General features: G+C 53.8%; 21 protein-coding genes and 1 pseudogene. 12 read left to right on the top strand and 10 right to left on the bottom strand.

What is annotated here, in order from left to right; translation table 11 throughout:
- Position 1 precedes the first annotated feature (1 nt).
- Positions 2-2,614, top strand: a complete 2,613-nt coding sequence (pepN, locus tag VE954_RS40940) for an aminopeptidase N (protein ID WP_324964121.1) — start codon at positions 2-4, stop codon at positions 2,612-2,614.
- A 127-nt stretch (positions 2,615-2,741) separates the two neighbouring features.
- Positions 2,742-3,161 (top strand): hypothetical protein, encoded by a 420-nt coding sequence (locus tag VE954_RS40935; protein ID WP_324964119.1) that lies wholly within the window; start codon positions 2,742-2,744, stop codon positions 3,159-3,161.
- Here VE954_RS40935 and VE954_RS40930 read toward each other — a convergent pair whose 3' ends face one another.
- Together VE954_RS40930 and lysA are read right to left on the bottom strand one after the other, a co-directional pair.
- Positions 3,162-4,145 carry a YhdH/YhfP family quinone oxidoreductase gene (locus VE954_RS40930; protein WP_324964117.1) on the bottom strand — a complete coding sequence of 328 codons (984 nt, stop codon included), beginning with the start codon at positions 4,143-4,145 and terminating at the stop codon, positions 3,162-3,164.
- A 59-nt stretch (positions 4,146-4,204) separates the two neighbouring features.
- A complete protein-coding gene (gene lysA, locus VE954_RS40925; protein ID WP_324964115.1) occupies positions 4,205-5,443 on the bottom strand; it encodes a diaminopimelate decarboxylase in 1,239 nt (412 codons plus the stop codon).
- Positions 5,444-5,580: 137 nt separating this feature from the next.
- Between lysA and VE954_RS40920 the strand changes: the two genes are divergently transcribed.
- From VE954_RS40920 to VE954_RS40910, 3 genes are read left to right on the top strand one after another with little or no spacing between them, the layout of a single operon-like run.
- The gene (locus tag VE954_RS40920) at positions 5,581-6,204 is read left to right on the top strand and encodes an arylesterase (RefSeq protein ID WP_324964113.1); all 624 of its coding nucleotides are present in this window, start codon (positions 5,581-5,583) and stop codon (positions 6,202-6,204) included.
- Between the two features lie 26 nt (positions 6,205-6,230).
- Positions 6,231-6,899: an ABC transporter ATP-binding protein gene (locus VE954_RS40915; RefSeq protein WP_324964111.1), complete on the top strand. Its 669-nt coding sequence runs from the start codon at positions 6,231-6,233 to the stop codon at positions 6,897-6,899.
- A 15-nt stretch (positions 6,900-6,914) separates the two neighbouring features.
- Positions 6,915-9,452: an ABC transporter permease gene (locus VE954_RS40910; protein WP_324964109.1), complete on the top strand. Its 2,538-nt coding sequence runs from the start codon at positions 6,915-6,917 to the stop codon at positions 9,450-9,452.
- A gap of 70 nt (positions 9,453-9,522) precedes the next feature.
- Here VE954_RS40910 and VE954_RS40905 read toward each other — a convergent pair whose 3' ends face one another.
- From VE954_RS40905 to VE954_RS40890, 4 genes are all read right to left on the bottom strand, one after another.
- Entirely contained in the window at positions 9,523-10,359 is an 837-nt protein-coding gene (locus VE954_RS40905; RefSeq protein WP_324964107.1) for a hypothetical protein, read from the bottom strand.
- 8 nt (positions 10,360-10,367) lie between these two features.
- Complete coding sequence (locus tag VE954_RS40900; RefSeq protein ID WP_324964105.1) at positions 10,368-11,426, bottom strand: COX15/CtaA family protein; 1,059 nt, start codon at positions 11,424-11,426, stop codon at positions 10,368-10,370.
- An 85-nt stretch (positions 11,427-11,511) separates the two neighbouring features.
- On the bottom strand, positions 11,512-14,178 hold the full coding sequence (locus VE954_RS40895; protein WP_324964103.1) for an ATP-binding protein: 2,667 nt from the start codon (positions 14,176-14,178) through the stop codon (positions 11,512-11,514).
- A 95-nt stretch (positions 14,179-14,273) separates the two neighbouring features.
- Positions 14,274-14,750, bottom strand: coding sequence for a hypothetical protein (locus VE954_RS40890; protein ID WP_324964101.1), 477 nt, complete (start codon positions 14,748-14,750; stop codon positions 14,274-14,276).
- Positions 14,751-14,883: 133 nt separating this feature from the next.
- On the opposite strand from VE954_RS40890, the gene VE954_RS40885 reads away from it, so the two are divergent.
- Positions 14,884-15,780, top strand: a complete 897-nt coding sequence (locus VE954_RS40885) for a DnaJ C-terminal domain-containing protein (protein WP_324964099.1) — start codon at positions 14,884-14,886, stop codon at positions 15,778-15,780.
- A 14-nt stretch (positions 15,781-15,794) separates the two neighbouring features.
- Here VE954_RS40885 and VE954_RS40880 read toward each other — a convergent pair whose 3' ends face one another.
- Complete coding sequence (locus VE954_RS40880; RefSeq protein ID WP_324964098.1) at positions 15,795-16,964, bottom strand: DUF3108 domain-containing protein; 1,170 nt, start codon at positions 16,962-16,964, stop codon at positions 15,795-15,797.
- A gap of 157 nt (positions 16,965-17,121) precedes the next feature.
- Between VE954_RS40880 and VE954_RS40875 the strand changes: the two genes are divergently transcribed.
- The 5 genes from VE954_RS40875 to VE954_RS40855 all read left to right on the top strand — a co-directional run bounded on the left by VE954_RS40875 (position 17,122) and on the right by VE954_RS40855 (position 22,424).
- On the top strand, positions 17,122-18,882 hold the full coding sequence (locus tag VE954_RS40875) for a 30S ribosomal protein S1 (protein WP_324964096.1): 1,761 nt from the start codon (positions 17,122-17,124) through the stop codon (positions 18,880-18,882).
- A gap of 243 nt (positions 18,883-19,125) precedes the next feature.
- Complete coding sequence (locus VE954_RS40870) at positions 19,126-19,461, top strand: hypothetical protein (RefSeq protein ID WP_324964094.1); 336 nt, start codon at positions 19,126-19,128, stop codon at positions 19,459-19,461.
- 99 nt (positions 19,462-19,560) lie between these two features.
- Positions 19,561-20,925, top strand: a complete 1,365-nt coding sequence (gene rsmB, locus VE954_RS40865; protein WP_324964092.1) for a 16S rRNA (cytosine(967)-C(5))-methyltransferase RsmB — start codon at positions 19,561-19,563, stop codon at positions 20,923-20,925.
- 15 nt (positions 20,926-20,940) lie between these two features.
- Positions 20,941-21,843 carry a hypothetical protein gene (locus tag VE954_RS40860; RefSeq protein ID WP_324964090.1) on the top strand — a complete coding sequence of 301 codons (903 nt, stop codon included), beginning with the start codon at positions 20,941-20,943 and terminating at the stop codon, positions 21,841-21,843.
- Entirely contained in the window at positions 21,843-22,424 is a 582-nt protein-coding gene (locus VE954_RS40855) for a hypothetical protein (protein ID WP_324964088.1), read from the top strand. Before VE954_RS40860 ends, VE954_RS40855 begins: the two co-directional genes overlap by 1 nt.
- Before the next feature lie 127 nt (positions 22,425-22,551).
- On the opposite strand, the gene VE954_RS40850 is transcribed toward VE954_RS40855, so the two are convergent.
- Together VE954_RS40850 and VE954_RS40845 are read right to left on the bottom strand one after the other, a co-directional pair.
- Positions 22,552-23,760, bottom strand: coding sequence for a hypothetical protein (locus VE954_RS40850; RefSeq protein WP_324964086.1), 1,209 nt, complete (start codon positions 23,758-23,760; stop codon positions 22,552-22,554).
- Positions 23,761-23,810: 50 nt separating this feature from the next.
- Entirely contained in the window at positions 23,811-24,392 is a 582-nt protein-coding gene (locus tag VE954_RS40845) for a PilZ domain-containing protein (RefSeq protein WP_324964084.1), read from the bottom strand.
- Positions 24,393-24,577: 185 nt separating this feature from the next.
- Here VE954_RS40845 and VE954_RS40840 point away from each other — a divergent pair, with 185 nt between their 5' ends.
- Positions 24,578-25,147 (top strand): hypothetical protein, encoded by a 570-nt coding sequence (locus VE954_RS40840; protein ID WP_324964082.1) that lies wholly within the window; start codon positions 24,578-24,580, stop codon positions 25,145-25,147.
- Positions 25,148-25,559: 412 nt separating this feature from the next.
- Here the strand turns inward: VE954_RS40840 and VE954_RS40835 are convergent.
- Positions 25,560-26,213 (bottom strand): annotated as a pseudogene (locus VE954_RS40835) (tyrosine-type recombinase/integrase).
- Positions 26,214-26,275 lie beyond the last annotated feature (62 nt).

Raw genomic sequence — 26,275 nt, 5'->3', positions numbered from 1 at the left:
TATGAAAGCAGAAGCTCCACAAGCTATCCTCTTAAAAGATTACACACCCCCATCGTACTGGGTGAAGCGGGTCAAGCTTACGATTGATCTGGATCCTGATAAAACTGTGGTGCGTTCCTGCATTCGCTATCAGTCTAACCCGGGCCAGCCTCGCTCCCTGCGCTTGGAAGCTTCGGAGCTTACACTGCTGGAGGCGTCTCTCGATAAAAAGTCCTTGGATCTCAAGACTCTGGATTACAGCCCCAGCCATCTGCAGCTGAATTCTCTGCCGGATGAATTTGAGCTCGAACTGGTTACGCAGATCAACCCGCGTGGAAACCTGGCCTATGAAGGTCTTTATCTCTCGCGCAATAATTATTATACCCAGTGCGAGCCGGAAGGATTTAGGCGCATCACCTACTTCCTCGATCGCCCGGATGTGATGACCGAATACGAAACCACACTGCGTGGCTCGAAAGAGCTGTGCCCGGTGCTGCTCTCCAACGGCAATCTGATGGAGCAAGGTTCCTTGCCTGATGGTCGGCATTTTGCGGTCTGGCACGATCCCTTTCCCAAGCCCTCGTATCTCTTTGCTCTGGTGGCCGGCAATTTGAGTCGGGCCAGTGCTACGTTCACCACCAAATCCGGTCGCAAAGTCGACATTCATCTTTATGTCGAGGATGTGAATCTCCCCAAAACTCCTTTTGCCCTGGATGCCATCAAACGCGCGATGGCCTGGGATGAAAAAGCTTATGGGCTGGAATATGACCTGGATCTTTTCATGGTCGTAGCCGTCAGTGATTTCAATATGGGCGCCATGGAAAACAAGGGCCTCAATATCTTTAATTCAAAATACATTCTGGCCAGCGCCGAGACTGCCACGGATGAGGACTTCGAAAAAATCCTTGGTGTCGTTGGTCACGAATATTTTCATAACTGGACCGGCAACCGGGTGACCCTGCGCGACTGGTTTCAGCTGAGTCTGAAGGAAGGCTTGACTGTTTTCCGCGACCAGGAATTTTCGTCCGATGAAGGATCGCGCGCTGTGAAGCGAGTCGCTGACGTACGCCTCCTTCGCGAGCAGCAGTTTCCCGAGGACGGAGGCCCCATGGCCCATCCTGTCCGTCCCGAAAGTTATATCGAGATCAATAACTTCTATACCCCGACCGTGTATCACAAAGGGGCGGAAGTCATCCGCATGCTGCATACGATGATCGGGCCCGAGACCTATCGTAAAACGATGGATCGGTATTTCGCCCAGTTCGACGGCCAGGCCGTCACGGTCGAGGATTTCCTTACGGTGGTTGAGGATGTATCCGGTCAAAGCATGACCCAGTTCAAACTCTGGTATCAGCAGGCCGGCACACCCCAGGTGGATGTGCAGCGTAGCTACGATGCCAGTTCCCGGAGTTTGAAGCTAATCGTTCAGCAGACACTGCCAGAGACACCAGGACAGGTGAATAAGAAGCCGCAGCTCATTCCTTTGCGTGTGGCCTTTATCGGCGCGAGTGGCAAGGCTTTGGATACCACGTATCTTGGCAAAAAATCACATGAGCATCTGGTGTTGCTCGATCAGGTGCGTGGAGAATTTAATTTCCAGGATGTCACGGAGCAGCCCATTCCCTCTGTCCTGCGCGGATTTTCGGCTCCTGTAATTCTGGATGCCCATCTCAGCCATGCGGAACTCTATACCCTTCTGCGTGCGGACACTGACCCTTTCAATCGCTACGAAGCGGGTCAAACTTTGGCCGTGCAAACCATCCTGGGCCGAGCCAACGGCACAGTCAAGGCGCTGGACCCCGAATATATCGCAGCCTTCAAAACGCTTTTGAATGATACGACTGTGGATCCCCGACTGGTGGCGATTTCCATTCAGGCCCCAACCACGGATTACATCATCAATCGCGAAGACAACGCGGATATGGAGGCCATTTTCCAGGCCCGTGGCTGGCTTTTGCAGCAGCTTGCCGAACACTGTTCCAAAGAACTGCTGGCCTGCTATCAGAGGACACGTGAGGTCACCTATAAGACGGGCAAGGAAGCCATTGGTCGGCGCGAACTGAATAACGCCAGTTTGTTGCTCATGGCGGCTCATCCCACCGAGGCCACTTCGCAGTTGATTCAGGAACACTATAAAACCGCCACGAATATGACAGACAGTTTCGGAGCTCTGAGTGCCCTCGTGCATCTGAAAACGCCAGCCCGTGAAGCCGCCCTGCAGGACTTTTACAGCCGTTGGAAAGGTGACGCCCTGGTGATCGACAAGTGGTTCCAGGTGCAGGCAAGCTCCCAGCATCCCGATGTGCTGCAGCATGTTAAAGGTCTGCTCACCCATTCTGATTTTGACATCAACAATCCGAATCGGGTTTATTCCGTCTTCCGGCATTTTACCAAGAGCAATCCCAATGGCTTTCATCATCGCAGTGGTGAAGGTTATGCGCTGGCTGCCGATTACATCCTGCGTATCGATGCCACGAATCCACAGGTCGCGGCTGTTCTGGCCACTGTTCTCAGCCGTTTCCGGAAATTCGATGCCCCGCGCCAGGTCAAGATCCGTCAGCATCTGGAGCAGATTGCGGCCAAGGACGGACTATCCCGCGACGTTTTCGAGATTGTTTCCAAATCTCTGGCCTGAATCGTTCCGATGTGCAGCCTGAAGCCGTTCCCCGGCTCAGGCCTGCTTTTGAACTTGGCACCTCTTCCAGGGATGCTATGATCCATGCGATCATAAATCAAAATGGTCCAGCCATAGGATGTCAATCATGCTGCGTTTACGGACTGGTTTTTTAGCCGTTTTGCTGATGGTGGGTTGCCAACCGCTGTACAAAGCGGAGCGGAACTACGAAGTTTATGAAAAGGATCAGGAATTTTTCCAACCGCTCCTGAATGGCAGTACCGACGACGTCGATGCCAAAGCCACGGTTGTGTTGGAAGATCAGTCGTACCCTATCCAGCTGCAGCTGTACCAGGATGGGCGATTTTTCTATCACCTCAAACGATTGGGTGATGGCTGGGGGACGTGGTCGCATAAAAATGGTTTTCTGCACCTCTACGCGGAACGCAAACTCTTCGTGATGAATTTGGAAATCCATAGCATCCAGCAGGATGGGAACGCTCTGAGTCTCGAATTCTCGGATCGTTTTGGTCCCAAATTCCTGCGACTGCAAAAAACCTTGAAATAATCAGCGTAAGCGGACCAGGGTGCGACCGGTGGTCTGCCGGTCCAGCATCTGCGCCGCCGCTTTCGGAACCTCGGCCAAATCAATTTCCCGCGAGACGAAAACATCAAGCGACTGCGGCTTCCATTCACTGGCCAGCTTGCTCCAGATTTGCTCGCGCAAAGGTCGTGGACAGTTGGTCGAACTCACGCCGAGAACGCTCACGCCACGTAAAATAAAGGGCATAACCGTTGCCTGAAACGCGTGGCCTCCGGCGAGGCCCACCGACGCGACATTTCCCCAAAGGTTCACATGCCTGAGCAGCCCCTCCAAAAGTGGACCGCCGACATTATCGATGGCTCCACCAAAACGGACGTTTTCCAGGGGTTTTTGCCCCAATTCGAGTTGTTCCGGTCGCATCACGCGGGCGGCGCCCAGTTCCAGGAGTCGCTGCTTCTCGGCGTCCTTGCCGCTCACGGCGATGACTTCAAACCCTAATTTGGCGAGCATGGCCACAGCCAGGGAACCCACACCACCGCTGGCTCCCGTGACAACCATCGGGCCTTTATCGGGAGTTTGATCATTCAAAAGGAGACGATGCAGGCAGATGCCCACGGTAAATCCGGCTGTTCCATAAATCATCGCATCACGCGGGCTGACATTTCCAGGCAAGGGAATCACCCATTCGGCCGGCACGCGCACATACTGAGCAAGCCCACCATCCTGGTTTTCCCCTAGCCCGCAGCCGGTGACCAGCACAGGCATGCCCACAGGATAACGCGCGTCATCCGATTGCTTCACGACACCGGCCACATCAATGCCAGGATTCGAGGGAAATTTTTTGAGTATTTTGCCGTGGCCCGTGATGGCCAGAGCATCTTTGTAATTGATGCTCGACCAGGCCGCTTCGATTAAAACATTGCCGGGAGCCAGCGCATCGATTTCCAAATTCACGAGCTGACTTTGATTGAGACCATCTTTCAGAACACGAAGCGCGCGGAATGTCATGTTTGTCCCCTGAGTTGGTGCGGCGGCTCCGAGCTAAAAATTTGGTTATGGTAAGTGGCTTACAATTCCAATTCCCAAAGATCCTGCAACGTCTCGCGCCGACGAATCACTCGATAATTGCTGCCATCCACCAGCACTTCAGGAGCACGGGGGCGGCTGTTATAATTGGACGCCATGGCCGAACCATAGGCGCCTGAACTCTGCAAATAAATCAAATCCCCAGGCGCACAGGCTGGAAGCTCCCGATCCTTGCCAAAGTAATCACCCGTTTCACAAATCGGTCCGACCACATCATAGGTCTGCAAGGGCCCGTGTGTGGTTTTTGCGGCTTTGATCTCGTGATACGAATCGTACATGGTGGGTCGCACCAGATCGTTCATGGCGCCATCGACGATCAAAAAGTTTTTTTCCGGGGTCCGCTTGGTCAACACAACCGAGCATACGAGCACACCCGCATTGCCGACCACGACGCGGCCCGGCTCGATCAGGAGCTTGAGCCCGGTGGACTTCACAGCGCCCAGGATGGCGTTTGCATAACTCTCCATGGTCGGCGGCACCTCCGCCTGATAACGAATGCCCACACCCCCGCCCAGATCAATAAAATCGAGCTGATGACCAAGTTCACGCAAGCCGGCAGCAAATTGACTCATGCGCACCGCAGCTTCCGTCAGCGGAGCAACGTCGACAATTTGGCTTCCTATATGACAGCCCACTCCAACCAGTCGCAGCGAGGGCAGCTGCCTGACCTTTTCGGCCAAGGCCCGGGCCTCCGTCTCCACCAGACCAAATTTGGTGCTGAAAAGACCGGTGGTAATTTTGGGATTGGTGCGCGCATCGATATTGGGATTCACCCGCAGGGAAACCGGTGCCACCAAACCGCGCTCGGCAGCGAGACTGGCGATGGTTTCAAGTTCGGCCGAGGATTCCACGTTGAACGCCAGTATTCCTGTACGTAAGGCAGAGGCGATTTCATCGGCGCGCTTGCCAACACCGGAATACACGATTTTTTTCGGATCGACGCCAGCGCGCAACGCCCGCTCCATCTCGCCCTGAGACACAATATCCGCACCGAAGCCGGTTTTGAAAATTTCTTTCAGGATCGATAGGTTGCTGTTGGCTTTCACCGCATAACAGGGCAGCGTTGGATAGGTCGAAAAGGCCGCAAGAATGCTGCGACATTGATCCAGGATGCTGCTCTTGGAATAGACGTAACAGGGTGTTCCCACGTCCTTGGCGATTGTGGACAGCGCCAGGTCCTCGCAATAGGCCTGGTCGTTTCGGTCGTGGAATGCTGGCATTTCTCGTCTCCTGCAAAAGCACAAGGGGCTTGGGTTGTGCGTCGCTTTCTGAAATCAGTGATGGATCAGTTTGCTAGCGTTGGTGATAATAGCGAGGGCCTCACACAAGGTCAAAACGTTAATGCGGAGACATGTTCATGCTGCTTCTTTTTCGAAGGTTGTCCCTCATGATCAGCGTGGCTTTGGCCGCAATTGCCAGTCCTCTGGCGGCCAAGCCTGTCATTCTATCGGTCGGTGATTCCTTGACCTTTGGCCTCGGCGTGCCCGTGGATAAGACCTGGCCCGCCCTGCTTGAAAACAAACTCAAGACCGAAGGCCATCCCGGGGTGAAAGTGATCAACGCCGGATCCAGCGGCGCCACAACCGCCTTTGGACTCTCCACTCTGAAATTTCATCTGAAACGCGGCAAGCCTGATCTCATCATCTATGCGCTCGGTGCCAACGATGGTTTGCGCGGCATTGATCCGGCGACCACTCACAAAAACCTGAGTGCCGCGATGGACATGATCCAGGCGCAGGGCATCAAGGTTTTGCTCCTGGGCATGAAAGCCCCACCCAACTACGGCGAGAAATTTCCCAAGGATTTTGAATCCAGCTTTACCAAGGTCAAAGACAAGTACAAACCCAGTTTTGTCCCCTTCTTTCTGGAAGGGATCGCCGGCAAGCCCGACCTCAACCAGGCGGATGGCATTCATCCGAATGAAAAGGGCTATGAGCAGGTCCTGTCCTTGATTTATCCCAAAGTGAAAGAACTTTTGTAACACTTGAAATGGAAATAGGACCCTCTATGGCGATTGTGGAAGTCAGGCAGGTATCAAAGGAATTTCAGCAAGGCGAAACGGTGATTCCCGTGCTGCGGAATTTGAGCTTTGGCGTCGAATCCGGGGAAACGGTGGCAATCGTGGGTCAGTCGGGTTCGGGAAAATCCACGCTGCTATCGCTGCTGGCTGGCTTGGATCAGCCCTCTCAGGGCACCATTACCGTTGACGGCCAAAGCCTTGGTCAGCTCAATCAAAATGAATTGACCCGTTTTCGAGGTCGCTCCATTGGCATTATTTTCCAGCAGTTTCACCTGATGCGCAGCCTCACGGCACTGGAAAACGTGCTCCTGCCTCTGGATATTCTCGGCATGTCCAACGCCGAAGAAAGGGCCATGGATGCTCTGCAATTGATGGGCCTTGGCGCACGGGCTAAACATCTGCCGCAGCAGCTCAGCGGCGGTGAATGCCAACGGGTTGCGATTGCCCGTGCGTTTGTGGTCGAGCCACGCATCCTTCTCGCCGATGAACCGAGTGGCAACCTTGATACGGCCACCGGGGAAAAGGTGATGAATCTCCTCTTTGATGCCGTGGCCCAGCGCGGCATGACTCTCATCCTGGTGACGCATGATATGCAGCTCGCGTCCCGCTGCAAAAACCGCCTGCCTTTGGTTCAGGGCCAACTGCAAACACCTTGAACAAGGAATGCCTCGATGCTGCTCCGCTACGCTTTTCGTGAACTGCGCAACAGCCCGCGTTTTTGCCTGCTGTTCTGTTTGAATATGACCCTGGGCCTGACCGGTTTCATCGCGCTTGATGCCATGAAACGCAGCTTCGAAGATAAGCTGCAGTCATCAGCCAAGAACATGCTCGCTGCGGATCTCTCCGTCTCGGCACGACGCGCGTTGCGCCCTGATGAAATGGAAAAGTTGAACGCAGCTCTGCCTGATGGCACCCGTCAGCTCGAAATCCTGACTCTTTATTCGATGGTCACCAGCGCCAAACGCAGTGTCCTCGTCGAACTCAAAGGCATTGATCAGGGCTTTCCCTATTACGGCCAGATCACGCTGGAAAAAAAGGGTCTTTACGAAGGCAAGCAGCCGCTCGATCTCGTGACAGCGCCCAAGGTCTGGGTGGCTCCCGAGCTTTTGGTGCAGCTCGATGTCAAGCCTGGCGAAAGCGTTCGCATCGGTAGCCTTGATTTTGTGATCGATGATGTGATTCAGGACGACAGTTCCGCCGCCATGATCGGCGCTTCCATGGCGCCTCGCATCTATGTGGGAAAAAATACGCTCACGCAAAGCGGATTGATTCAATTCGGAGCAACCACGACGCACACGCGCCTCATTCAGTTGCCGGCCAGTGAGAGCATCGATCAGGTGGAGCAACGTGTGAATCAAGCCATCGATGATGCCGGCGTCCGGGTCTCGGCCTATCATAAATCAGGCCAGGACAATGGTCGCATGCTGGCCTATCTCTCCGATTACCTCGGCCTTGTCTCATTGGTGGCACTGGCTTTGGCTGCGATGGGCGCCTCCTACCTTTTCCGGATGTACCTGGATCGTAAACAAACCGCCATTGCCACCCTCGTGAGCATTGGCCTGACCTATTTCAAAGCCATGATGCTGTATGTCGTGCAGCTGACGCTTTTGGGAGCGGTCAGCGCGGTGCTCGCGAGTCTGGTCGGAATGCTGCTCGTGCCTCTGGCATCCGGCCTTTTGAAAACCCTGACGCCGGTGCCTCTTTCGATTGAAGTCGGTTGGCCCTCCTTCGCCCTGGCCTTTGGTCTGGGCATTGCCGGCTCGATTTTGGTTTGCCTGCCGCAACTTTTGCGGATCCGCAAGCTGAATCCCTCGGTGCTCTTCCAGGAATTTTCCGGTGGCGATCGACTTTGGACGGCAGCGCTCTGGGCCAGTTACGTGCCGAGTTTTGCAGCCTTCTATGCACTGAGCCTGTGGCAGGCTCATTCCTTCAAAGTCGGCACTCTCTTCTGTGCCACGCTTCTGGGCCTGGCTCTGATATTTGCGTTCATTGCCTGGTCTGGGCTTAAATTTCTGGCCTTGCGTTCACGGCGAGGCTCGCTCAGCTCGCGGCTGGCCATCACTTATCTGCGTTCGCAGCAGAGTCATTCTTTGAATTCGTTCATAGCATTGGGCATCGGGGCCGCCCTGATCAACCTGATTCCTCAAATTCAGCACAGTATTCAGTCGGAACTGCAAAGACCCGATGGCGATGGTCTGCCCAGCCTCTTTCTGTTCGACATTCAGGAGGATCAGGTCGAAACCATCGAATCCCTGGTTCGCGCAGAAAGCGTCACACCCAAAGCTGTGGCGCCCATGATTATGGCCCGCCTGAGCGAGGTCAACGGCCGGCCGTGGCAAAGGGCCAATGATCAGGCGGTGACGCGGGAAGAGGAGCAGGAGCAGCGTTCACGCAATCGTGGTGTGAACCTATCCTATCGATCGACCCTGGCTGATGCGGAAACCATCACAGAGGGCGTTTTATTTCAGGGCCCCTATCAGGACGCCTCGGGCAAACCTGGAGAACTTTCCATCGAGCAGCGCTATGCCGAACGCCTGGGCGTGAAACTCGGGGATACGCTGACGTTTGATGTTCAAGGTTTGCCCGTGTCCGCCATTGTCACAAGTGTCCGCACCGTGAAGTGGAATACGTTTCAGCCTAACTTTTTCCTGGTGCTCCAGCCTGGACTGGTGGATGACGCGCCGAAGACATTCCTGATGACACTTCCCTCCATTGAATTTGACAAAAAATTGCAGCTGCAAAAAAAGATCGTGGATACCTTCCCTAACATTTCCATTATCGATGTCAGCAAACTCGTCGCCAAAATCAGCGAACTCATCGAGCAGATGTCGCTGGTTCTGATCGTCATGGGCTGGCTCACTGTCCTGACCGGGCACGCGGTGATTTTCTCCATAGCCCAAAACCAAGCCCTGGCCCGACGCTGGGATAGCAATCTGCTGAAGATCCTGGGCGCCGACTTCAAGGTGATTCTGCAAGCCACCATGAAGGAATTTGGCTGGCTGGGTGCGGGCGCCGCAGTTCTGGGTTCCATCCTCGGTTTACTGGCCTCGTTCATCACCGGCAAGGTTATCTTCAAAGGGCTCTGGCAGCCGTCTTTGCTTATTCCCGTAACGGTGACCCTGGCTCTGGTGGCAGTCTGCCTCTTGACCAGTTACATCGCCACGCGGCGCATATTGGGTGAGAAACCTGTGCTTTATGTGGAGGATTGAACGGTGGCGGGTTCACCAGTCGAATGAACGATTCGACTGGCGCTGGGATACTCAAGATGGATTCAGGCGATCAATGCTCAGCGAGGACGGTGGCGGCACAGGTGGTGAGATTGATGCTGACAATCTGCGACCAGAGATCGTTGATGCCGGTTTTATAGGTCACCGACTGCACATCGGATTCGATCTGCTGAGCCCAATACAACGTGCGGCCATCAGCCGGTAAAACGATCTCGTTTTCATTCTGAATCAGATTGAACAAAGCTTCCGGGTCACCTGCAGGCATAATCAGTTCCTGAACACGTTTCAAGGCATCACAAGCAGCCTCGGAAATCCAAACGCGAAACACGTAGCGGACCTTAAGGACCTGCTTTTTGGTGCTGCCGGTTACCAAAAGGCCATCAGCACTTTTCAAATCGTTCTGTGCCCGCGCTCCATCCAGCTGATAATTCTTATCATCGGCCTCGGCAAAGGAAATTTCTTTGAGGCTGGACCGCTGACCGGTCTTCAGATTCTCCATCTGCAAGGTGCCGCGGCAACGATTCCCTTCACAGGTCACATCCTGACTCGTGATTTTCAAAACCGGGGCTGGCAGACTACGCGCACGCCAGGTATCAAAGCCGGATAGGGCGACAAATTGCGCCGTTTCCTGGGAAAAACTGCCTTTAATAATGGCCGTGCCCTGGCCTGACAGCAAAGCATTCTTGCATTCAAAACTGCAGCGTTCCGGCAATTCCAGGGTAACGTTGGAGCAAGCATTTCTGCCATTCTCCTTCGGACAATCAGCGTCCCGACTGAGAGGACGCAAGGAATGGACGCCATCGCGCTCATTCAGCTGATAATAACCAGAGGCCTGAGCCGCACCGGCAACGCTGAAAAACAAGGACACAAGCAGACTGAAACGGAACATAAAGAACCTCAAGTTGCGGCACGATTGATAACACGTAGGGCCGCAGGACCTTCACGCATGGCATGCACTGCATTCACAGTGAGCAATAACAGAACGCAGGCTCCCATTTGGTGGAGCGAGCCTAATGCAACGGGAACCATATAAAGGAGCGTCAACACCCCTAGGGTAAACTGGAGCAGAACCATCACCAGCACAGCCTGAAAACTCCACCTTTGCCGTGGGGTCAGATCCGTGTGCTTGCGGCTTATGATGAACAGGCCTATGGCACTGCCCAGCACCAGCCAGCCGAGGCAGCGATGCACGAATTGAACAGTCACAGGATTTTCCAGAAAATCGAGGACCAGCCCCATCGAGCCGATGCCTTGCGGAATCCACAGGCCATTCATGGTCGGAAACGTATTATACATATGGCCTGCACGCAAGCCGGCGGTCAGGGCTCCGTAAAAAATCTGCAAGCTGACAAGACCCAGAAAAGCCACGCTAAGCGGTTTCAATCGCGATCCCTGCAGCTGCTTACGCAAAGGTTCACGAAGATCCAGGGCCAGCCAATAGAGAAAACACATTAAAAACAGGGCCAAAAGCAAATGGGCAGCCAGCCGGAAATGACTCACGCTGGGTCGATCCACCAATCCGGACTTCACCATATACCAGCCTAAAGCGCCCTGCGCGCCCCCTAAAACCAGCGCAATGACCAGATTACGGGCCAGGCTGCCACGAACCTTTTTCTGCAAGGCAAAGATCAAAAGGGGAATGGCAAAGACAAAGCCAATCAAACGTCCCAGCAGGCGATGTCCATATTCCCAGTAAAAGATGAACTTGAACTCATCCAGCTCCATCTTATGATTGACCTTTTGATACTCGGGAAACTGCTTATACTTCTCAAATTCGGCGTTCCAGGCTTCCTCGGTCAGGGGCGGCAAAACGCCGCTGATAGGCTTCCACTCAACGATCGACAGCCCCGAGCGCGTCAATCGAGTCAGGCCGCCGACAGCAACCATTGAAAAAACCATGAACGCGGTGATCAAAAGCCAAATGCGAATCCCTGAATTTGATTGAGTTTGAGCCATCGCGGATCTCCTGGAGGCAAGCCATCACTGAGGACTTCCATCCATACTCTGGACCGCGGCGACTGTCAATTGATGGCATCCCGGCTTAAGAGGCGCGGGTCAGGAGGTCTTTATCGCGGTGACTCATGGCGGTCTGATCCCGCACCATTTCCTTGAGGAAACGACGGAAAATCACGCCCGCGAGGCAGCGATGAAAGTGTTTTTCATCGAACGATGGCGGAACGAAGAGGATATTCTCAGGAAGGATGGCCGAACCATTCAGAGCGTCGATATCCAGCTCCTCTTCAGGGAACAGAACCACGCCGTCCTTCTTGCGATCGCTTTCATCACGTGTATCGACGTAAGCCTTGACCATAGCGCTATCCAGGAGCACGAGACAGGCCGAGCCTTTTAGCTCCTGCATGGTCTCTTCACCAAAGGGATACACAAAGGATTTGAAAATCCAGCCGCCCATCACCTTTTCAAAAAAGTTGGTGATCTGCGTGGGGAGATTGTCGAGGCGGTTGGCAAAGATCAGGACCTTGAATTCATACTGCGCAAACCGCACGGGTATGTTGGATGGAATATTGATTTCCAGCTGCTGAGGCTGACGCATGTAGAGCGAGCCCCCATTTTTGCGAAGCATGGATCCAGCCGCATCCATGGCCTGGCTGTCCTTTTCGAAAGTCCAGCTGGGTGGAATCGATTCCCCGATCAGGGTGGCTTTCAGGCGATAGAAGACAAAGCTATCCACCCGCCGGCGGCCCATGTGCTCTTCCACCATGAAGTGAATGCGGCAGCCGGTCGGGCAACGCTGATGCATGTCGGTCAGCATCATACGCAGCACTTCGATCAGGCTGATTTTATCGGTAAAAATGGTGATGCGGGACAGGTCTGTGTATTCAAAAACGAATCGATCCTGGGCATAGTGCAGATAATCGCGCAGCACTTCATCCAGCACATCATGCAGATCATGAATACCGAGGGGGGAAATAAAATCCTCGGATGCGGCGGGAATCCAGAATGAGATGGTCGTTCCCTGGCCTTTGACAAAGTTCAGCGCGAAACTGCCGCTGAGTCCCTGCACATAATCGCGAACCACATCCATCCCGAGACCACGGCCGGAAATCTCCGTCACCGCGGCCGCTGTTGAGACGCCGGTGTGGAACAGAAGGGGAATGATTTCCTTTTCCGACATGCGATCGGCCGCTTCTGCAGTCACCAGATTCATTTCCACGGCCTTGGATTTAATCTTCTCAAGGTCCAGGCCACGGCCATCATCCGACAGGACGATACTCACCGTGCCGTCCAGTTCCTTGGTCGACAGCCGGATCACACCAGCCCGAGGCTTCCCTGAAGCCACCCGTTCCTCGACGGTTTCAATCCCGTGATCGATGGCATTGCGCAGGCAGTGCAGAAGAATATCGTTGATGCGGGCGAGAGTACTGGAATCAAAATGGTGATATTCCAGGTCCGTTTCGATCTCCATCACTTCCTTGCCCATGGAAGCCGCGACTTCCTGCAGCATCTGATTGTAGCCGCGCAGGTACTCCCGCAGCGAGGCCTTATCAAAACTGGAGAGCGCGCGACCGAATTCCTTTTGAATGAGCTTCAGATGCCTCTGCTCGAACTTGGGGTCGCGCAGAATCGAGGCGAACTGATTCATCAGGGAACGGATCCACTGCACGCGATATTTCAGATTGAAGGCTGAACCGCGATCCGAGGTGTTCAGAATTTCCTTACGCAAACTTGCATAGGAATAGACCTCTTCACTGATGGCCATGATCTTTTGGGTCAATTCCGCAACGACGGACGGGGTAAAGGTGCGTTTGCCGGTCCGCAATTCCTCGAGGAAGCTTTCCACCGAGTGAGCCACGTCCTGAATCGAATTCAATTTAAAGAGTTTAGCGTTGGCTTTGATGGTATGGACCGCACGGAACATGCGATTGGCCGTATCGAGTGGGGCGGCACTGCCATTTTCCCGCAAGGATTTGAGATCGAACTTGATATCCTCAAACAGCTTACGGGTCTCACTCATGAAAAGCTCGAAGAGCGAATCGGAAACCTGCAGAAGGGCGAAGAATTTTTCCATATCCTTGCGCTGTGCCTCGGCTTTGACCTCGCGCTCCTTGATTTCACTGATATCCTGCATGATCAGGTGCACACAGCTGAGCTTGCCGTCGTCATAAACGGGAATGTAACTCAACCGGGCAAAGGCTGTCGGGGCGCGCTTCAGTGGTGCTTCCTGAGGCAGACTGAAGGAGGTGGCCGTCCATTGGATTTTATTCATGCCATAGGCATGGCTGAGTTGGAATTTCAGCATCTGCAGCTCGTCCTGCGTCAGCCTCGTGACCAGACCGAGCATCTCGATCAGATCGCGGCCATCCAGATCCTCGACGGTACTCAGACTTTTCGGGAAGATGGGGGTTTCGAGCCGGATGCGCAGCTGATCATTCACGGTGAAAACCGCGAAACGGAGATTTTCGACTACAAATTTCTGCAGGCCCTCGGACATCAGCATCGAAGGCGGCGGCACCGCTCGTTCCTGCACCGCTTCCTGAGCCTGATCGTAGGCTGCCAGGCGTCTTTCCCACCAGCGTTTGGCCACCATGATGATGGCGGCAAAGCTGAGCAGCAGGCCGAGGATGCGAATCATCGCTTCACCCAGCATGAAAACCCAGATCGCAGCTACAAAAGCATAAACAATCAGAGTTCCGGCAACGAAACCCAAACTGCTGGGAGCTTTTATCTGTGGCTGCTTGTCCTGACTCATGCCCGCCTTTTCACTCGAGAGATCCAAGTGAGCATTTCGGCGGGAAAGTATGGGAAGTTAAACTTGAGCCTGGAGCCGGAGTTGAGGCCAGGGTGTTACCAGCATGATTGGACGGCGACTATCTCCGTATTTTGTTCAGCGACCCAAAGTTCCCTGTCGTCCGCTCCAAAGCACACGAGGCTGCGGTCCTGGGCGTCCGTTCCACCTTCCGCTTCCAGACGATAGCCGGCTTTGGGTTTGATCTGAGGCAGGCTGCGATAGGCATAGCGAGGCGCCGGGGACTTCAAATCGTGACAGCCGTGAAGCAGAAAGCCAAGTCGGGCTGCACCTTCGGGTTGCTCACAATGATCCTCGCCATGCAGCGGGGCCCCATAAAATTGATCAAAACGCGCGAATTGCCCCTGCTCGATGTGATAGACATTCTGCAAGGTTTGCATGTAACTCAGCATGAGCCGGGCTTCGGCTTGTGTGCCGCGCATGGAAAGCTGACGAAAACCGACGTAACCCAGACCAGCCAAGGTGCAGACGACCAGAGCCAGGCCAAGACAACCTTGAATGGTAATACTTCGCAAAGATTTTTATCCTCTTACGGATGCTTTCAGGGTATCCATGATTTTATCACAGCCTCAGGAACGGGACTTGACTTTCGCAGTTCAGGCCTCATCTTTATAAAGGAACTTGGGCTGTCCTATTTTGGGGTTAACCGTGCAAAACTATTATGAAATATTAGGCGTCCCGAAGACGGCGAACGAGGCTGAGATTAAGAAGGCCTATCGGAAACTCGCCATGCAGTTCCACCCTGACCGGAATCAGGGGGACAAGGCGGCCGAGGAAAAGTTCAAGCAGATCAATGAGGCCTATGCCGTTCTATCGGATGAAAAAAAGCGCCAGCAATACGACATGTTTGGTGACCAGCGCTTTCATCAGCAGTACAGCTCGGAAGACATTTTCCGTGGAACCGACTTCGGATCCATTTTCGAGGAAATGGGCCTGGGCGGTCGGAGCAGTTTCTTTTCAAGCATCTTCGGCGGCGGCGCAGGACCCGGCGGCTTTGGTCGTGGCCCAGGTTTTGGTGGGCCTCAAAAAGGTCAGGATGTGGAATATCCTTTGGCCATCGGATTCATGGAGGCCTATAACGGCGCCGAACGTCGCGTGAATTTTTCGTTGAGTGATGGCACACAGCGGGAGTTGACGGTTCGTATTCCCAAAGGTGTGAAAACCGGAGCGCGCTTGCGCGTCAGCGGACGTGGTGCCGCCTCACGGACTGGAGGAGCCCCTGGCGATCTTTTCATTATCGTGCAGGTTGCCGATCATCCGGATTTCAAACGGGTGGATGATGATATTGAAGCGCTTTTGAAATTGAAAGTTTCGGAAGCCTTCCTGGGTTGCAGCAAGATGGTGAATACACCGGAAGGTCCGAAAAAAATAAAGGTTCCGGCCGGCGTGAAAGCAGGGACCAAGATCCGCCTTCGAGGACTTGGCTTCACCGATCAGCAGGGCCATCAGCATGATCTCTTTGCGGTCGTCGATCTGGAAATTCCACGGGAACTTTCCCAGGAACAGAAGAAGGCCATCGAAACTCTTGCTGAGTCTGGGCTCTAAGCCCCAACGGGGGCTCAGCCAGCCCCCGGCGTATAGCGGTCCAATTCCAAATAAATCGAACCAAAGGTGACTTCTCCTTCCACCTTGATCATGGGCCGGTTGGGGTGCTCCGCTGCAATCCATACGAACAGCTTGCCGCGTTGCTGCAGCTCCTTGCCCAGATAGGTTTTCACAGCAAGTTTGTACGCTTTGAAATTCCCAAGAGCGGTCTTCACATCTTCAATCGCGACCGGCGTTGCTTCCAGCCACCAGTTTTTTTCCGAAGTATAGACGAGCACGCGCTCGGTCTTGTTCAGCTCGTAGGTATGCGTCCGCAGCTTGTAAAGTGCGCCCAAGGCATCATCGGCTGACGGCTGCAGAAAATGTTCCGTGTTCTTCTCTCTTTTTTTCTTATGATCCACCGTGCGCTCGGTGACCTTGCAAGAGACGTGATCGAAATCCAACCATTTCTCCTGGTGAAAGCGGCGAACGAAAGGCTTTTCCTCGTTCTGGCTGATATAGAATTTGGTCACTCCAAAATCCCAGGGCCGCGAGAAAGCCTGCATTTTATCGTGACCGGCAAAGATCATCTTGTACCAATCGCCGGTATAAGCTTCCGCCGCGAAAACCCGGTGCCAGCGCGGCTCCTGGATGACCGCACCATCTTTTTTGGCAACCGGCATCGTGTGCTTCGCCGGTGGCATGACACGCAGAAATCCATAGCCGACGTGAACCTTGACGAGGCCGTATTTTAAAATATAACGGGCTTCCTCTCCTGACTGAAAGGGCATACCCTTGTAGGTGTCGGCACGGGGCAGGTTGGGCGCCGGTTCAGGATTCGCGGGACAGGTCTCGCTTCCGTCCGCGGCCACGACGGGTTCGGACGGCTGGGCAGCAGGAGCGGCCGGTGCCGGAGCCGTTTTGGCTTCGACCGCAGGTGTTGCGCTTGGCGAAGCCTTGCCATTTTGTACGGGCTTGGACGCAGACGGTTTTGCCATCCAATCACCCTGGGCCGGTGGCAATTCGTCGCCTTTGGCCTTGGGGGCTGGCTTAGGTTTGGCCGTATTGGCGGGCTCTGATGTCGAAGCGGCTGCTTCTTTGGGCGCGGTGACGGTTTCAGCTGGGAAAGCGACGCCGGTAAGGCCGAGAGAGACTATTAAGACAAGATAGTATGAACATCGCACGGTGCTGTTGGCTATCGTCATCCCATGTTCCTGTAAGCTGCTGCACCAGGGGATTCTGGTCGCAGACCCCATCTTAGCGTGCTTTCATTGACTTTTATAGACCCGCGTGATAACGATTCAAGCTCTGAGCAAAAAAATATGTCCGATGGGCGGACAGTATCAGGAGTTAACCACATTTATGCAATTACACGAATCCAAGCTTGCAGGTATCGGAAACATCCGCTGGGAGGATGAAGATACCGGTTTCGACCATCAAAAGGGCGAAAGCCAAGAATTCGCCGCTATGCTGAATTCAGAAGAAGGCACCGGCGAAGTGAAAGAAGGCTCGATTGTGAGCGGCCGCATTGTTCGTTTTACCGACGACTCTGTGATCGTTGATATCGGCCACAAATCGGAAGGCGAGATCCCCAAGTCGGAATTCCTGCAGCCGGATGGTACGCTTTCCGTTGCGGAAGGCGATGTCGTGGAAGTCTATCTTGACTCCTTCGAAGACAACGATGGCGAAATGGTTCTAAGCCGCGAGCGAGCAGAAATGTTCCGCGCTTGGGATCGCATTTCAGACGCTTATGAGAAAAGTGAAATCGTCGAAGGCCGCGTGATCGCCCGCGTTAAGGGTGGTTTGTCGGTCGATATCGGCGTGAAAGCTTTCTTGCCTGGTTCGCAAGTCGACCTGCGCCCTGTGCGCAACCTCGACAAACTTATCGGCGCAAAACTCAGCTTCAAGATCATCAAGTTCAACAAGAAACGCGGCAACATCGTCCTCAGCCGTCGCGTCCTTCTCGAACAAGATCGCGAAAAGCTGCGTAGCGAAACCCTGTCGCACCTCAAAGAGAACGCTGTTCTCAAAGGTATCGTGAAGAACATCACCGATTACGGTGCCTTCATCGATCTCGGCGGCATCGATGGCCTTCTCCACATCACCGACATGTCCTGGGGCCGGATCAACCATCCTTCCCAGATGTTCGAAGTGGGCCAGGAAATCGAAGTCAAGGTTCTGTCGTATGACGAAGCTCGTCAGCGCGTATCCCTTGGCTACAAACAACTGCAAAACGATCCTTGGCTCACCGTGGCTGAACGTTACACCGTCAGCTCGCGCGCTAAAGGAACTGTTGTCAGCTTGACTGATTACGGCGCCTTTGTCGAAATGGAGCAGGGCGTGGAAGGCTTGATCCACATCAGCGAAATGAGCTGGAGCAAGCGCATCAAACATCCTTCCAAGGTTGTTCAGGTTGGTGACGAAGTTGAAGTGGTCATCCTGGCCATGGACACTGAAAACCGCCGTATCAGCCTCGGCATGAAGCAGATCGAGCCCAATCCTTGGGATATCGTCAAAGAAAAATATCAGGAAGGTGACGTTATTCGCGGCAAAATCCGCAACATCACTGACTTTGGTATCTTTGTCGGCATCGAAGACGGCATCGATGGCCTCATCCATATTTCCGACATTTCCTGGACCGAACGGATCAACCACCCTGGTGATCTCTTCAAGAAGGGTGATGAAGTGGAAGCCAAGATTCTGCAGATCGATGCAGAAAACGAGCGCTTCTCCCTCGGCATCAAACAACTTGGCGATGACCCATGGGTCAAAGCTTCGCGCGAATTCAATGCCGGTACCAAAGGCAAAGGCCGCGTGACCAAGGTTGTGGACTTCGGTGCTTTCGTTGAACTCTCCCCAGGCGTCGAAGGTATGATCCATATCTCCGAACTGTCTGACGAGAACGTATCGAAAGTGGAAGATGTTGTGAAAGAAGGCGACGAAGTTGAATTCGTGGTTCTTTCCAGCGACAGCGAAGAGCGTAAGTTCTCGCTTTCTCGTAAAGCCCTGCTCCGTCAGCTGCAAGGCGACGAACTTCGTCAGTACATCAGCAATGTTGAGCCTAAAACCGGCTTGGCTGATGCATTTGCGAAGGCCAAAGCGGCGAAAGAGCAAGAGAAGTGATTGTGTTGAGCTCCTTGAGCGACCTCCGGTCGTGACGGGAGTTCTTAAGCTCCTTGAGCGACCTCCGGTCGTGACGGCAGCTTCAGTTGCCCCACCCCCACCCATGCTTTGGGGGCCAGGGGTAGCGCCAACTTCCAGGCTTGAGTTACGCAATATCGGGCCAGTGCAGCCCTTGATAGCTAGAACGGGCCCAGTTACAATGAACTGGCCCGTTTTTTCTTTGCCCACCGGGGGAAACCAGGTATGAGTTATCTGCGCCGTTTGATCAGCTTCTTGGTGGTCCTCATCTTCCTTGGCTATGGTGGTTATTTTGGTTTTCTGAATATGGATAAGGTTTACGTCAACGTTCCCTATTTTGGGGAATATCGGGTGGCGGGTTTTTTGGCTTTTTTGACATGCTTCATCCTGGGTGCTGCCTTTGCAGCCGTATTTTTCGGCTATGATTTTTTCCGGAAATCGTTTGAAGTCCATCAAAGCCGGCGCGCTCTATCCCGTGCCCATCAAGAGCCTCATCGCCGAGTCAGCCGCTTTTTGGAAGACGACACGGACACCACCCCACGTCGCGAACCCTCGCTCTGACGCAATCTCCCTCATAGGGTTTTCACCAGAGCCTTGCTATATATCCTGGCAGCAGCCATGTTTCTGGCTGTTATTCCCTTTTTCAGGAGGTTTCCTGACTTGAGCCTATCCCTTGCCCGTGAACTCGCCTATGACGCCTTTGTTGCGGTCATGGAGCAACGTAAAAAGCCGGAAAAAGTCCTGGCTGAAATGTATGTGCAGAATGATGCCAAGCTGAAGCGTCTGGACCGCAATTTCATCAAAGAAATTGTTTACGGCAGCCTTCGCTGGAACGCCAAACTCTATTGGATTCTGCAGAATACCTCCAAGCGCGACCTCGAGAAGTCGAGCCCGGAAATCCGGGCCGCGCTGATCTGCGGCACCTATCAGATTTATTACATGGACCGCGTTCCGGACCGCGCCGCGGTGAACGAGAGCGTCGAATATATCCGCAAAAAAGGTCAGCATAATGCCTGTACCTTTGTGAATGGCATTCTGCGACAAATTGCGCGACGTGCCGAATACTTTGCCAAGCCTGATAAAGTGGCCAAGCCGCGTGAATACCTGGCTCTGCAGTTCTCCCATCCGCAGTGGCTGGTGGACCGCTGGTACAAGCGCTTCCGCTTTGAACGCATGGAGGGGATGCTGTCGGCCAACAATCAGCCACCACCCGTGACCGTGCGTATCAATGCCCTCAAGACGCCCGTGGAAAACGCCGCCTCGCTGCAGGATGACCTTCTGCGCGAGGAAAAAATGAAGAGCGACCGTCGCCCTTTGCGTTCGGCCTTGCACCTGGATCATTCGCCGGATACCGGAACCGAAGGTTTCTTTGGACGCGGCTTTTACACGATCCAGGATGAAGCTTCGCAGCTGATCGGCTACCTCGTGGCCCCTGGCGAGGGCCAGGTCGTGGCCGATGCCTGTGCCGGTCCTGGCGGTAAACTTTCCCATGTCTATGAACTCGGCAAGGAAAAGATCCAGCTGATCGCCGTCGAAAAGGATCAGGACCAGTACAATCGGGCTCGGGACACCATGCATCGCCTCGGGCATGAGAAGGTCGAGTGGGTCTTCGAAGACTTCCTGACTTGGAATCCGGACAACAAACCCGATAAGATCCTTTTGGATGCCCCCTGTACGGGCCTAGGTGTCCTGCGCCGGCATCCGGAAGGCAAGTGGCAGAAGAAGCATGATATCGTGGCTCCTCTGGCCGAACAGCAGTGGAAGATGATCCAGCATGCCCTGGAGATCCTGAAGCCCGGTGGCGAGCTGATCTACTCGGTTTGTTCGTTTGAAAGCGAGGAAACTGAGGACCATCTGCAGAGACTGAAGGACCAATTCAGTGATAAGATAGAGGTCGTGTCCCCACTGCCTCGTCTGCCTGATTACTACAAGAAATACGTCACGCGTGAACACCTTTTTGCGGTTTACGCGGGTAACCAGGATGATATGGATGGATTTGGGGCTTTCATCATCCGCAAAAAATAACAACGGATGGACACCATGCGTCTCCTACGGACTGCTTTGATCGCCCTCTGTGCTCTGACACAGCCGGGCTTTTCCGCTACCGAAGAATCGATCTACGCACCACAAGCCCCGGTTCCTGTTCCGGGGTTTTCCCTCAAAAATACTGCAAACTTTGATGAATTACGTCATAATGTTTTAGAGCTCATAGGATCAAGTAAAAGACGCGTTTGGTTGATCACGGACTATCTCACGGATGGTGATGTGGTTTCCGCGCTGTTTTTGGCAAAATACCGAAAGGTTGACGTCAAAGTGTTTTTGGGCCGCACGAAACAGAATCAATATCTCTCGCGCCTCAGCTACCTGAAGTCGCAGAATATCCCTGTTTTCACCCGTCCCGAGCATGGCTTCGTCGCGCCGACCCTGGTGTTTGTGGATCAAAAGCTTTACACGATCAATCGTGACCTCAACTCGCTCGCGCGCATTGGACAAGCCCAGATCGCGCAAGCGTCCCCTGCTGACGTGAAAAATTTCGTCAGCTGGTTCCGCGATGCTTTGGAATATCCAGAAGCCGCGGTCATGCGACCCGAGCTGCAGGTGGGCCGGTCCCGCAGTCGTCCTGCGGAAAGCCGTCGATCCAGTGCAGCTGATGAAGGAACGCCGGTTTCGAAATATAATGGTGAAGACGACGGTTCCTATAATTACGATCGATCGTCTCTGTCCAGACGGGCTCCCGAAGGTATACCGACCAAATTGCCCAAGGTTCCTGTCTGGCAAAAGAATCGTGACATTCGGCAGAACATGCCGCCACCGATCACACCCATGCTGCCTGTCCCTGCGGACAGCAGCGCACAACCTGGACCTGTAGCCCCGACTTCGGTCGAAGCCGCGCGTCCAGATAGTCCCGCACCGACAGGCCAACTTCCGGAGGAGCAGCCCTAATGCGTAAGATCAGACTCGTGTCCCTCTTCAGCTTTCTGCTTCTTATGGGCTGTACGAAGATGTGCAGTTCCGGTCGTGAATCCATGACACCTGAAGAGGTGGTTCAGGCTTATCTCGACATTTCCCTCAACATGACGGAAATCGGCCAGAAGCAGGAACTCTTGAAGTTGACCACGGGCAATCTGAAAAACGCATTGGAAGGCGCCTCGGATGATGTGGTGACCTCGGCGTTCATCAAACAGAATTTCAAACTCGATCGTTACTCGGTGGTCGAACGTCGCGACCGTACTCCGCGTGAAACCGAAATCACCTTTTATCTGAGCTACCGAAACCTTGGCCCGGATAAAGCGGCGAAATTGGAAAATGCTCCCCAAACGACCACGGAAAACACCGTCTCGGTCGTGAAACGTGATGGCGCCTGGTTTATCGCCGACGTTCTGGGCAAGAAGACCTCGATCGACTTCATCCTGGGTGATGAGATCAAGCCTGCGGCTGGCGGCAGCGACCCCGGTCCGGCCGAGGAAACGCCTCCGGCAGCCACCCCTGCCCCGGCTGCTACGCCTGCTCCTGCCACTCCTTAAGTCCTTCCGCCATCGGGCGTTAAAATACCAAAGCCGCTCGCAGAACGTGTGTCTGGAGCGGCTTTTAGTTTTGAACCGAGGGTAGGTCCTTAGGACGCTTTTGCAGTCTGCTGCGTGCCCAGGGACCCTAGGACGCTTTGGCTGTCTGTTGCGTGCCCAAAAACTTCACCTGATAGATCACCCGAGTTTTATCAGTCTTGGCAAAGCTCGGCTTGCGGCCGCGCTTCGAGGAACGGAAGGAATCCGCTTCTTCCAACACTGATTCCACATCCGAAGTATTCGCCATCTTCGCCACCAGGCTCCGGAAGGAATCCCGGATCGAGGAATCACGCACGATCATCGGCACGAGTTCCTTGAAGAACGGCTCCCGGCAGAAGCTCGCCATCGCACCCAGAATCTCACGACCGAGTTCACGATGATCCACTTCAGCCACCTTTTTGAGGAGCAAGGCCAGGTGCTGCAGGTAGGTCTTGCGGCAAATACGGGCCTCTTCATCGGGCATGGCCAGGAGATAATGGGTCAGGGCCTGAATGAACAGAGCGAAACGCTCCGGTTTTTTCAGCAGATAGTGCTTCCAGGTTTCCTGCAGTATGGTCTGGGCGTGATCGTCAGCTTCCAGAATATGCGGGATGTTTTCCAGCAAAAACTGCAGGGCCACCGCTTCGGTCTTCTTGTTGAAGAGCAGCGTAAAGAGATGTTCCAGCACCGTGTGCCCAAAGCGGCCCATGATGCGGTTGAAACCGGTTTTGTTGGCCTTGCCTTTTTCCATGGTACCGAAGTAATGGAGCAGGCTCAGACGAATGCAGTTGTCGTTGCTGTTGCTGACCGACAAAAGGTAGGTCGAGATCCGATCCAGAAGTCGGAGGGCCGGCACACCCATTTCACGAGGACTTTCCTGCTGAAATTGGCGAACCATATTGCCCAGCTCGCAGATCAGAGCCACCGCGATGGCGAAGATTTCCTCGGAGTGCTCCGCATCGGAAACCTCGGCCGTGATCGCCAGCTCAACCAACGTTGTGCATGCTTCCATTCGGTTGGGTTGCTCCAGGATTTCCTGAAGGAAGGCCACCAGAATATCTTCGTTCTGACAGTTGGCGAACATCACGAGCAGCGTTTCGATCAGAATTTCTTCCGGCAAGCGGCTTTCCACTCGTTCCGACAAACGTCCTGCACAGTAGCGCACGAGGTCTTTTAGCTGGTTGTCATCCAGCACTTTGCGCAACTGTTTAAAGTCCTTCCAGATAAGAAGGGCCCCCAGATCCACCAGATGTTTGGCTTCCTCCAAAGATTCCACCGTTTTCCAACTGCTGGAGTTTTCCTGGACAACTTCCGACATACCTCTCCCTCACTTCTCTCGACGTTTGCAGCGCCTCTAATTGATCTGTCTTACTTCACAAAGCGGCCACGGTCCCCGCGTTTGTTGGCGTCGTCCACCAACTGCTGGATCGTGCCCTGAGCCTGGGTTTCAATCTTGGTAAATTTAAGCCCATAGCCCACTGGAAAACGGGTATCCTGATTAAACCGGATAACGGATGCTTCCGCGTTAAACGCTTTGGGAAGACCATCACAGCGCACGGAAAGTTTCAGCGATTCGCCGATGGTGAAGATCTGATCGCCGGTTTCCACGAAGATACCGCCGACAGAGATATTCACGCCCTGACCGATCGTGAGCTGACCGTTGTTGTGCACCACCACTCGACCATTGATCGAAGCACGTGGGGCCCCTTCCAGTCGTTTCTCGACCTGTTTCTTGTACTCATCCTGCGAAACGGGTGCAGGATTGTTGGGATTGGGAATCCCGAGGGCTTCATAACCTTCTTCAATGGGTCGCCAATCCTTCCAACCCACCTTGAAAATGTAGCCATCTTTAGCGATCATGTTATTCAGGAACAGCTGGGAAACCTGCTGTGTTTCAAACGGTCCAACCTGTTGTCCGTTTTGATAGAGGTACCAAACCTGTTCGCTCATAGCGACTCCTCAACTCCTAGGCACCCGGCCTCGGGCACCCTGACAAGCCCCCCCAGGGAAATATGGGTGGGACATGAAAGTGGATCGGCATTTTAACCAAGGCGCTTTAGACCAAGCTTAAAGTTACAGAAAAACCTATAGGGATTATAGGAGCTTAGCCTACCCCTTTAAGATGGAGTCGAACCATGGTATTCAGCTGTTTTGCCAAGTTTTACCAAATCGGCTTAATTCTTGTCCTGATTATCGGGTCCTGGGAGGCCCAGGCGGCCTCGCGTGCCACCTGGAATTGGAGCCAAAGTCCTGCGAAAAGGGACTGGCAAACCTTCATGAAAATGAGCGAGGTTGAGCACAATGCGGCCTGGAAAAGCCTGAAAACCAGCGGCTACACCTTTGAAAAGCTCAGCTGGGAATGGCGAACGGGTTGGATTCAGGTTTGCACACGCCGGTCCTCGAAACTCTGTGGGCATATTCTGCAGCATGGGCTCTTTGATCGCGCTCTGGTGGTCCGCGCCGAGGCCGCGAGCAGCATGGGCGAACGCTTTGCCAACACCGGCCATGCCCCAGCCCTGCGCCTCCTGGCCACAGCCTACGCCGTTCAACAGAACAAAAAGGGCAAAGACCCACTTTACGTGCAATTTCGTATTCTCCACGCGATCCAACAGATCGGTGGCACCGAAAGCCGGACCCTGGGCCACAAACTCGCCCACACCTCGCCCGCCACCGCGCGGTACTGGACACGACTCGCCATGCGATAAAGACGCGACTGTGAAGATGTTGACCAAAGGGGTGACAATGGATAGTATGCCCGCTCCAACGGTCGCGTAGCTCAGTTGGATAGAGCACAGGATTTGATAGCCGGGCTGAATAGGCCCAAAATAGGACTCTCAAGGCTGAAAGGTTTTGAGCTGCTCACCTCAAATTCGGGGAACCCTTCGGGACCATGGTCCCTGGCAATCCCGAGCCAAGCCTTGGCAACAAGGAAGGTGTAGAGACTAGACGGGGTGCACCTAAGTCTTCGGATACGGTGAAGGTATAGTCCAGACCACGAACCCCTCGGGGGCGGCGAAAGTCGAAGTGTGTACGCTAATCCTGTGGTCCCAGGTTCGAATCCTGGCGCGATCGCTTTTTAAGCCTCTGAAATCACTAAGAAATTCTATTTCAAATCAATCAGAATGAACTTTGAGTGAACACTAGCTGGTTCCCTTGAACAGCTGACTGTTCAGGCTGTGTTGTTGAAGAAAATTGAATGCGCTGTTTTTGCGCTAAAAGCACGTCAGTCAGACCTGAAAGATGATCTGGAGCCAAATGCATATAGCGCATTGTGGTTTTGATATCGCTATGCCCCATCAGTTTTTGAATATCAAAAGGACTTACCGACGACATAGCCATATGCGATGCAAAGGTATGACGTAAATCATGGAATGTTATCTGCGACACGCCAGCATCATTTTCTGCTGGTCCAAACCATTCCTGCACGATGTGTCTGTAGTCAGCTTCAAGTACGAGTCGCTCCAATGGATAAAAAGCCCGTTGCTGCATAATCCGAAACACTCAGTCGTTCATAGGAACCCGTCGGATTTTCTTGCTCTTCGTGTATTCATTAAACTTTCGAGTTGAGCTGCAGTAGCTGCGCTTCACAATAATGAAGCGTCGTTCCAAATCGATACAATCCCGCCTCAGCGCTTCCATTTCACCACGGCGCAGACCTGTGTAAACAGCGGTTGCAATGATATCGTATAATTCTGGGTCGTGGGTTTTGGCCCAAGAAAGAAATTTGTCTCTCTCCTCAAAAGTCCAGAATTGAAAATCTTGCTCAGGCACCCTAATTTGAGGGATACCTTCAGCTGGATTCTGTTTTAGATACTCCCATTGAACAGCAACGT

Origin of the sequence: Oligoflexus sp. (assembly GCF_035638955.1) — a bacterium.
Lineage (GTDB): Bacteria > Bdellovibrionota_B > Oligoflexia > Oligoflexales > Oligoflexaceae > Oligoflexus.
Note: the sequence above shows the minus strand (reverse complement) of the source record. Positions and strands in the feature narration are given on the sequence as shown.

What these genes read in the sequence shown, in the direction of transcription:
- pepN (WP_324964121.1), top strand. Translation starts at nt 2, where the DNA reads ATGAAAGCAGAAGCTCCACAAGCTATCCTCTTAAAAGATTACACACCC.
- VE954_RS40935 (WP_324964119.1), top strand. Translation starts at nt 2,742, where the DNA reads ATGCTGCGTTTACGGACTGGTTTTTTAGCCGTTTTGCTGATGGTGGGT.
- VE954_RS40930 (WP_324964117.1), bottom strand. Translation starts at nt 4,145, where the DNA reads ATGACATTCCGCGCGCTTCGTGTTCTGAAAGATGGTCTCAATCAAAGT.
- lysA (WP_324964115.1), bottom strand. Translation starts at nt 5,443, where the DNA reads ATGCCAGCATTCCACGACCGAAACGACCAGGCCTATTGCGAGGACCTG.
- VE954_RS40920 (WP_324964113.1), top strand. Translation starts at nt 5,581, where the DNA reads ATGCTGCTTCTTTTTCGAAGGTTGTCCCTCATGATCAGCGTGGCTTTG.
- VE954_RS40915 (WP_324964111.1), top strand. Translation starts at nt 6,231, where the DNA reads ATGGCGATTGTGGAAGTCAGGCAGGTATCAAAGGAATTTCAGCAAGGC.
- VE954_RS40910 (WP_324964109.1), top strand. Translation starts at nt 6,915, where the DNA reads ATGCTGCTCCGCTACGCTTTTCGTGAACTGCGCAACAGCCCGCGTTTT.
- VE954_RS40905 (WP_324964107.1), bottom strand. Translation starts at nt 10,359, where the DNA reads ATGTTCCGTTTCAGTCTGCTTGTGTCCTTGTTTTTCAGCGTTGCCGGT.
- VE954_RS40900 (WP_324964105.1), bottom strand. Translation starts at nt 11,426, where the DNA reads ATGGCTCAAACTCAATCAAATTCAGGGATTCGCATTTGGCTTTTGATC.
- VE954_RS40895 (WP_324964103.1), bottom strand. Translation starts at nt 14,178, where the DNA reads ATGAGTCAGGACAAGCAGCCACAGATAAAAGCTCCCAGCAGTTTGGGT.
- VE954_RS40880 (WP_324964098.1), bottom strand. Translation starts at nt 16,964, where the DNA reads ATGACGATAGCCAACAGCACCGTGCGATGTTCATACTATCTTGTCTTA.
- VE954_RS40875 (WP_324964096.1), top strand. Translation starts at nt 17,122, where the DNA reads ATGCAATTACACGAATCCAAGCTTGCAGGTATCGGAAACATCCGCTGG.
- VE954_RS40870 (WP_324964094.1), top strand. Translation starts at nt 19,126, where the DNA reads ATGAGTTATCTGCGCCGTTTGATCAGCTTCTTGGTGGTCCTCATCTTC.
- VE954_RS40860 (WP_324964090.1), top strand. Translation starts at nt 20,941, where the DNA reads ATGCGTCTCCTACGGACTGCTTTGATCGCCCTCTGTGCTCTGACACAG.
- VE954_RS40855 (WP_324964088.1), top strand. Translation starts at nt 21,843, where the DNA reads ATGCGTAAGATCAGACTCGTGTCCCTCTTCAGCTTTCTGCTTCTTATG.
- VE954_RS40850 (WP_324964086.1), bottom strand. Translation starts at nt 23,760, where the DNA reads ATGTCGGAAGTTGTCCAGGAAAACTCCAGCAGTTGGAAAACGGTGGAA.
- VE954_RS40845 (WP_324964084.1), bottom strand. Translation starts at nt 24,392, where the DNA reads ATGAGCGAACAGGTTTGGTACCTCTATCAAAACGGACAACAGGTTGGA.
- VE954_RS40840 (WP_324964082.1), top strand. Translation starts at nt 24,578, where the DNA reads ATGGTATTCAGCTGTTTTGCCAAGTTTTACCAAATCGGCTTAATTCTT.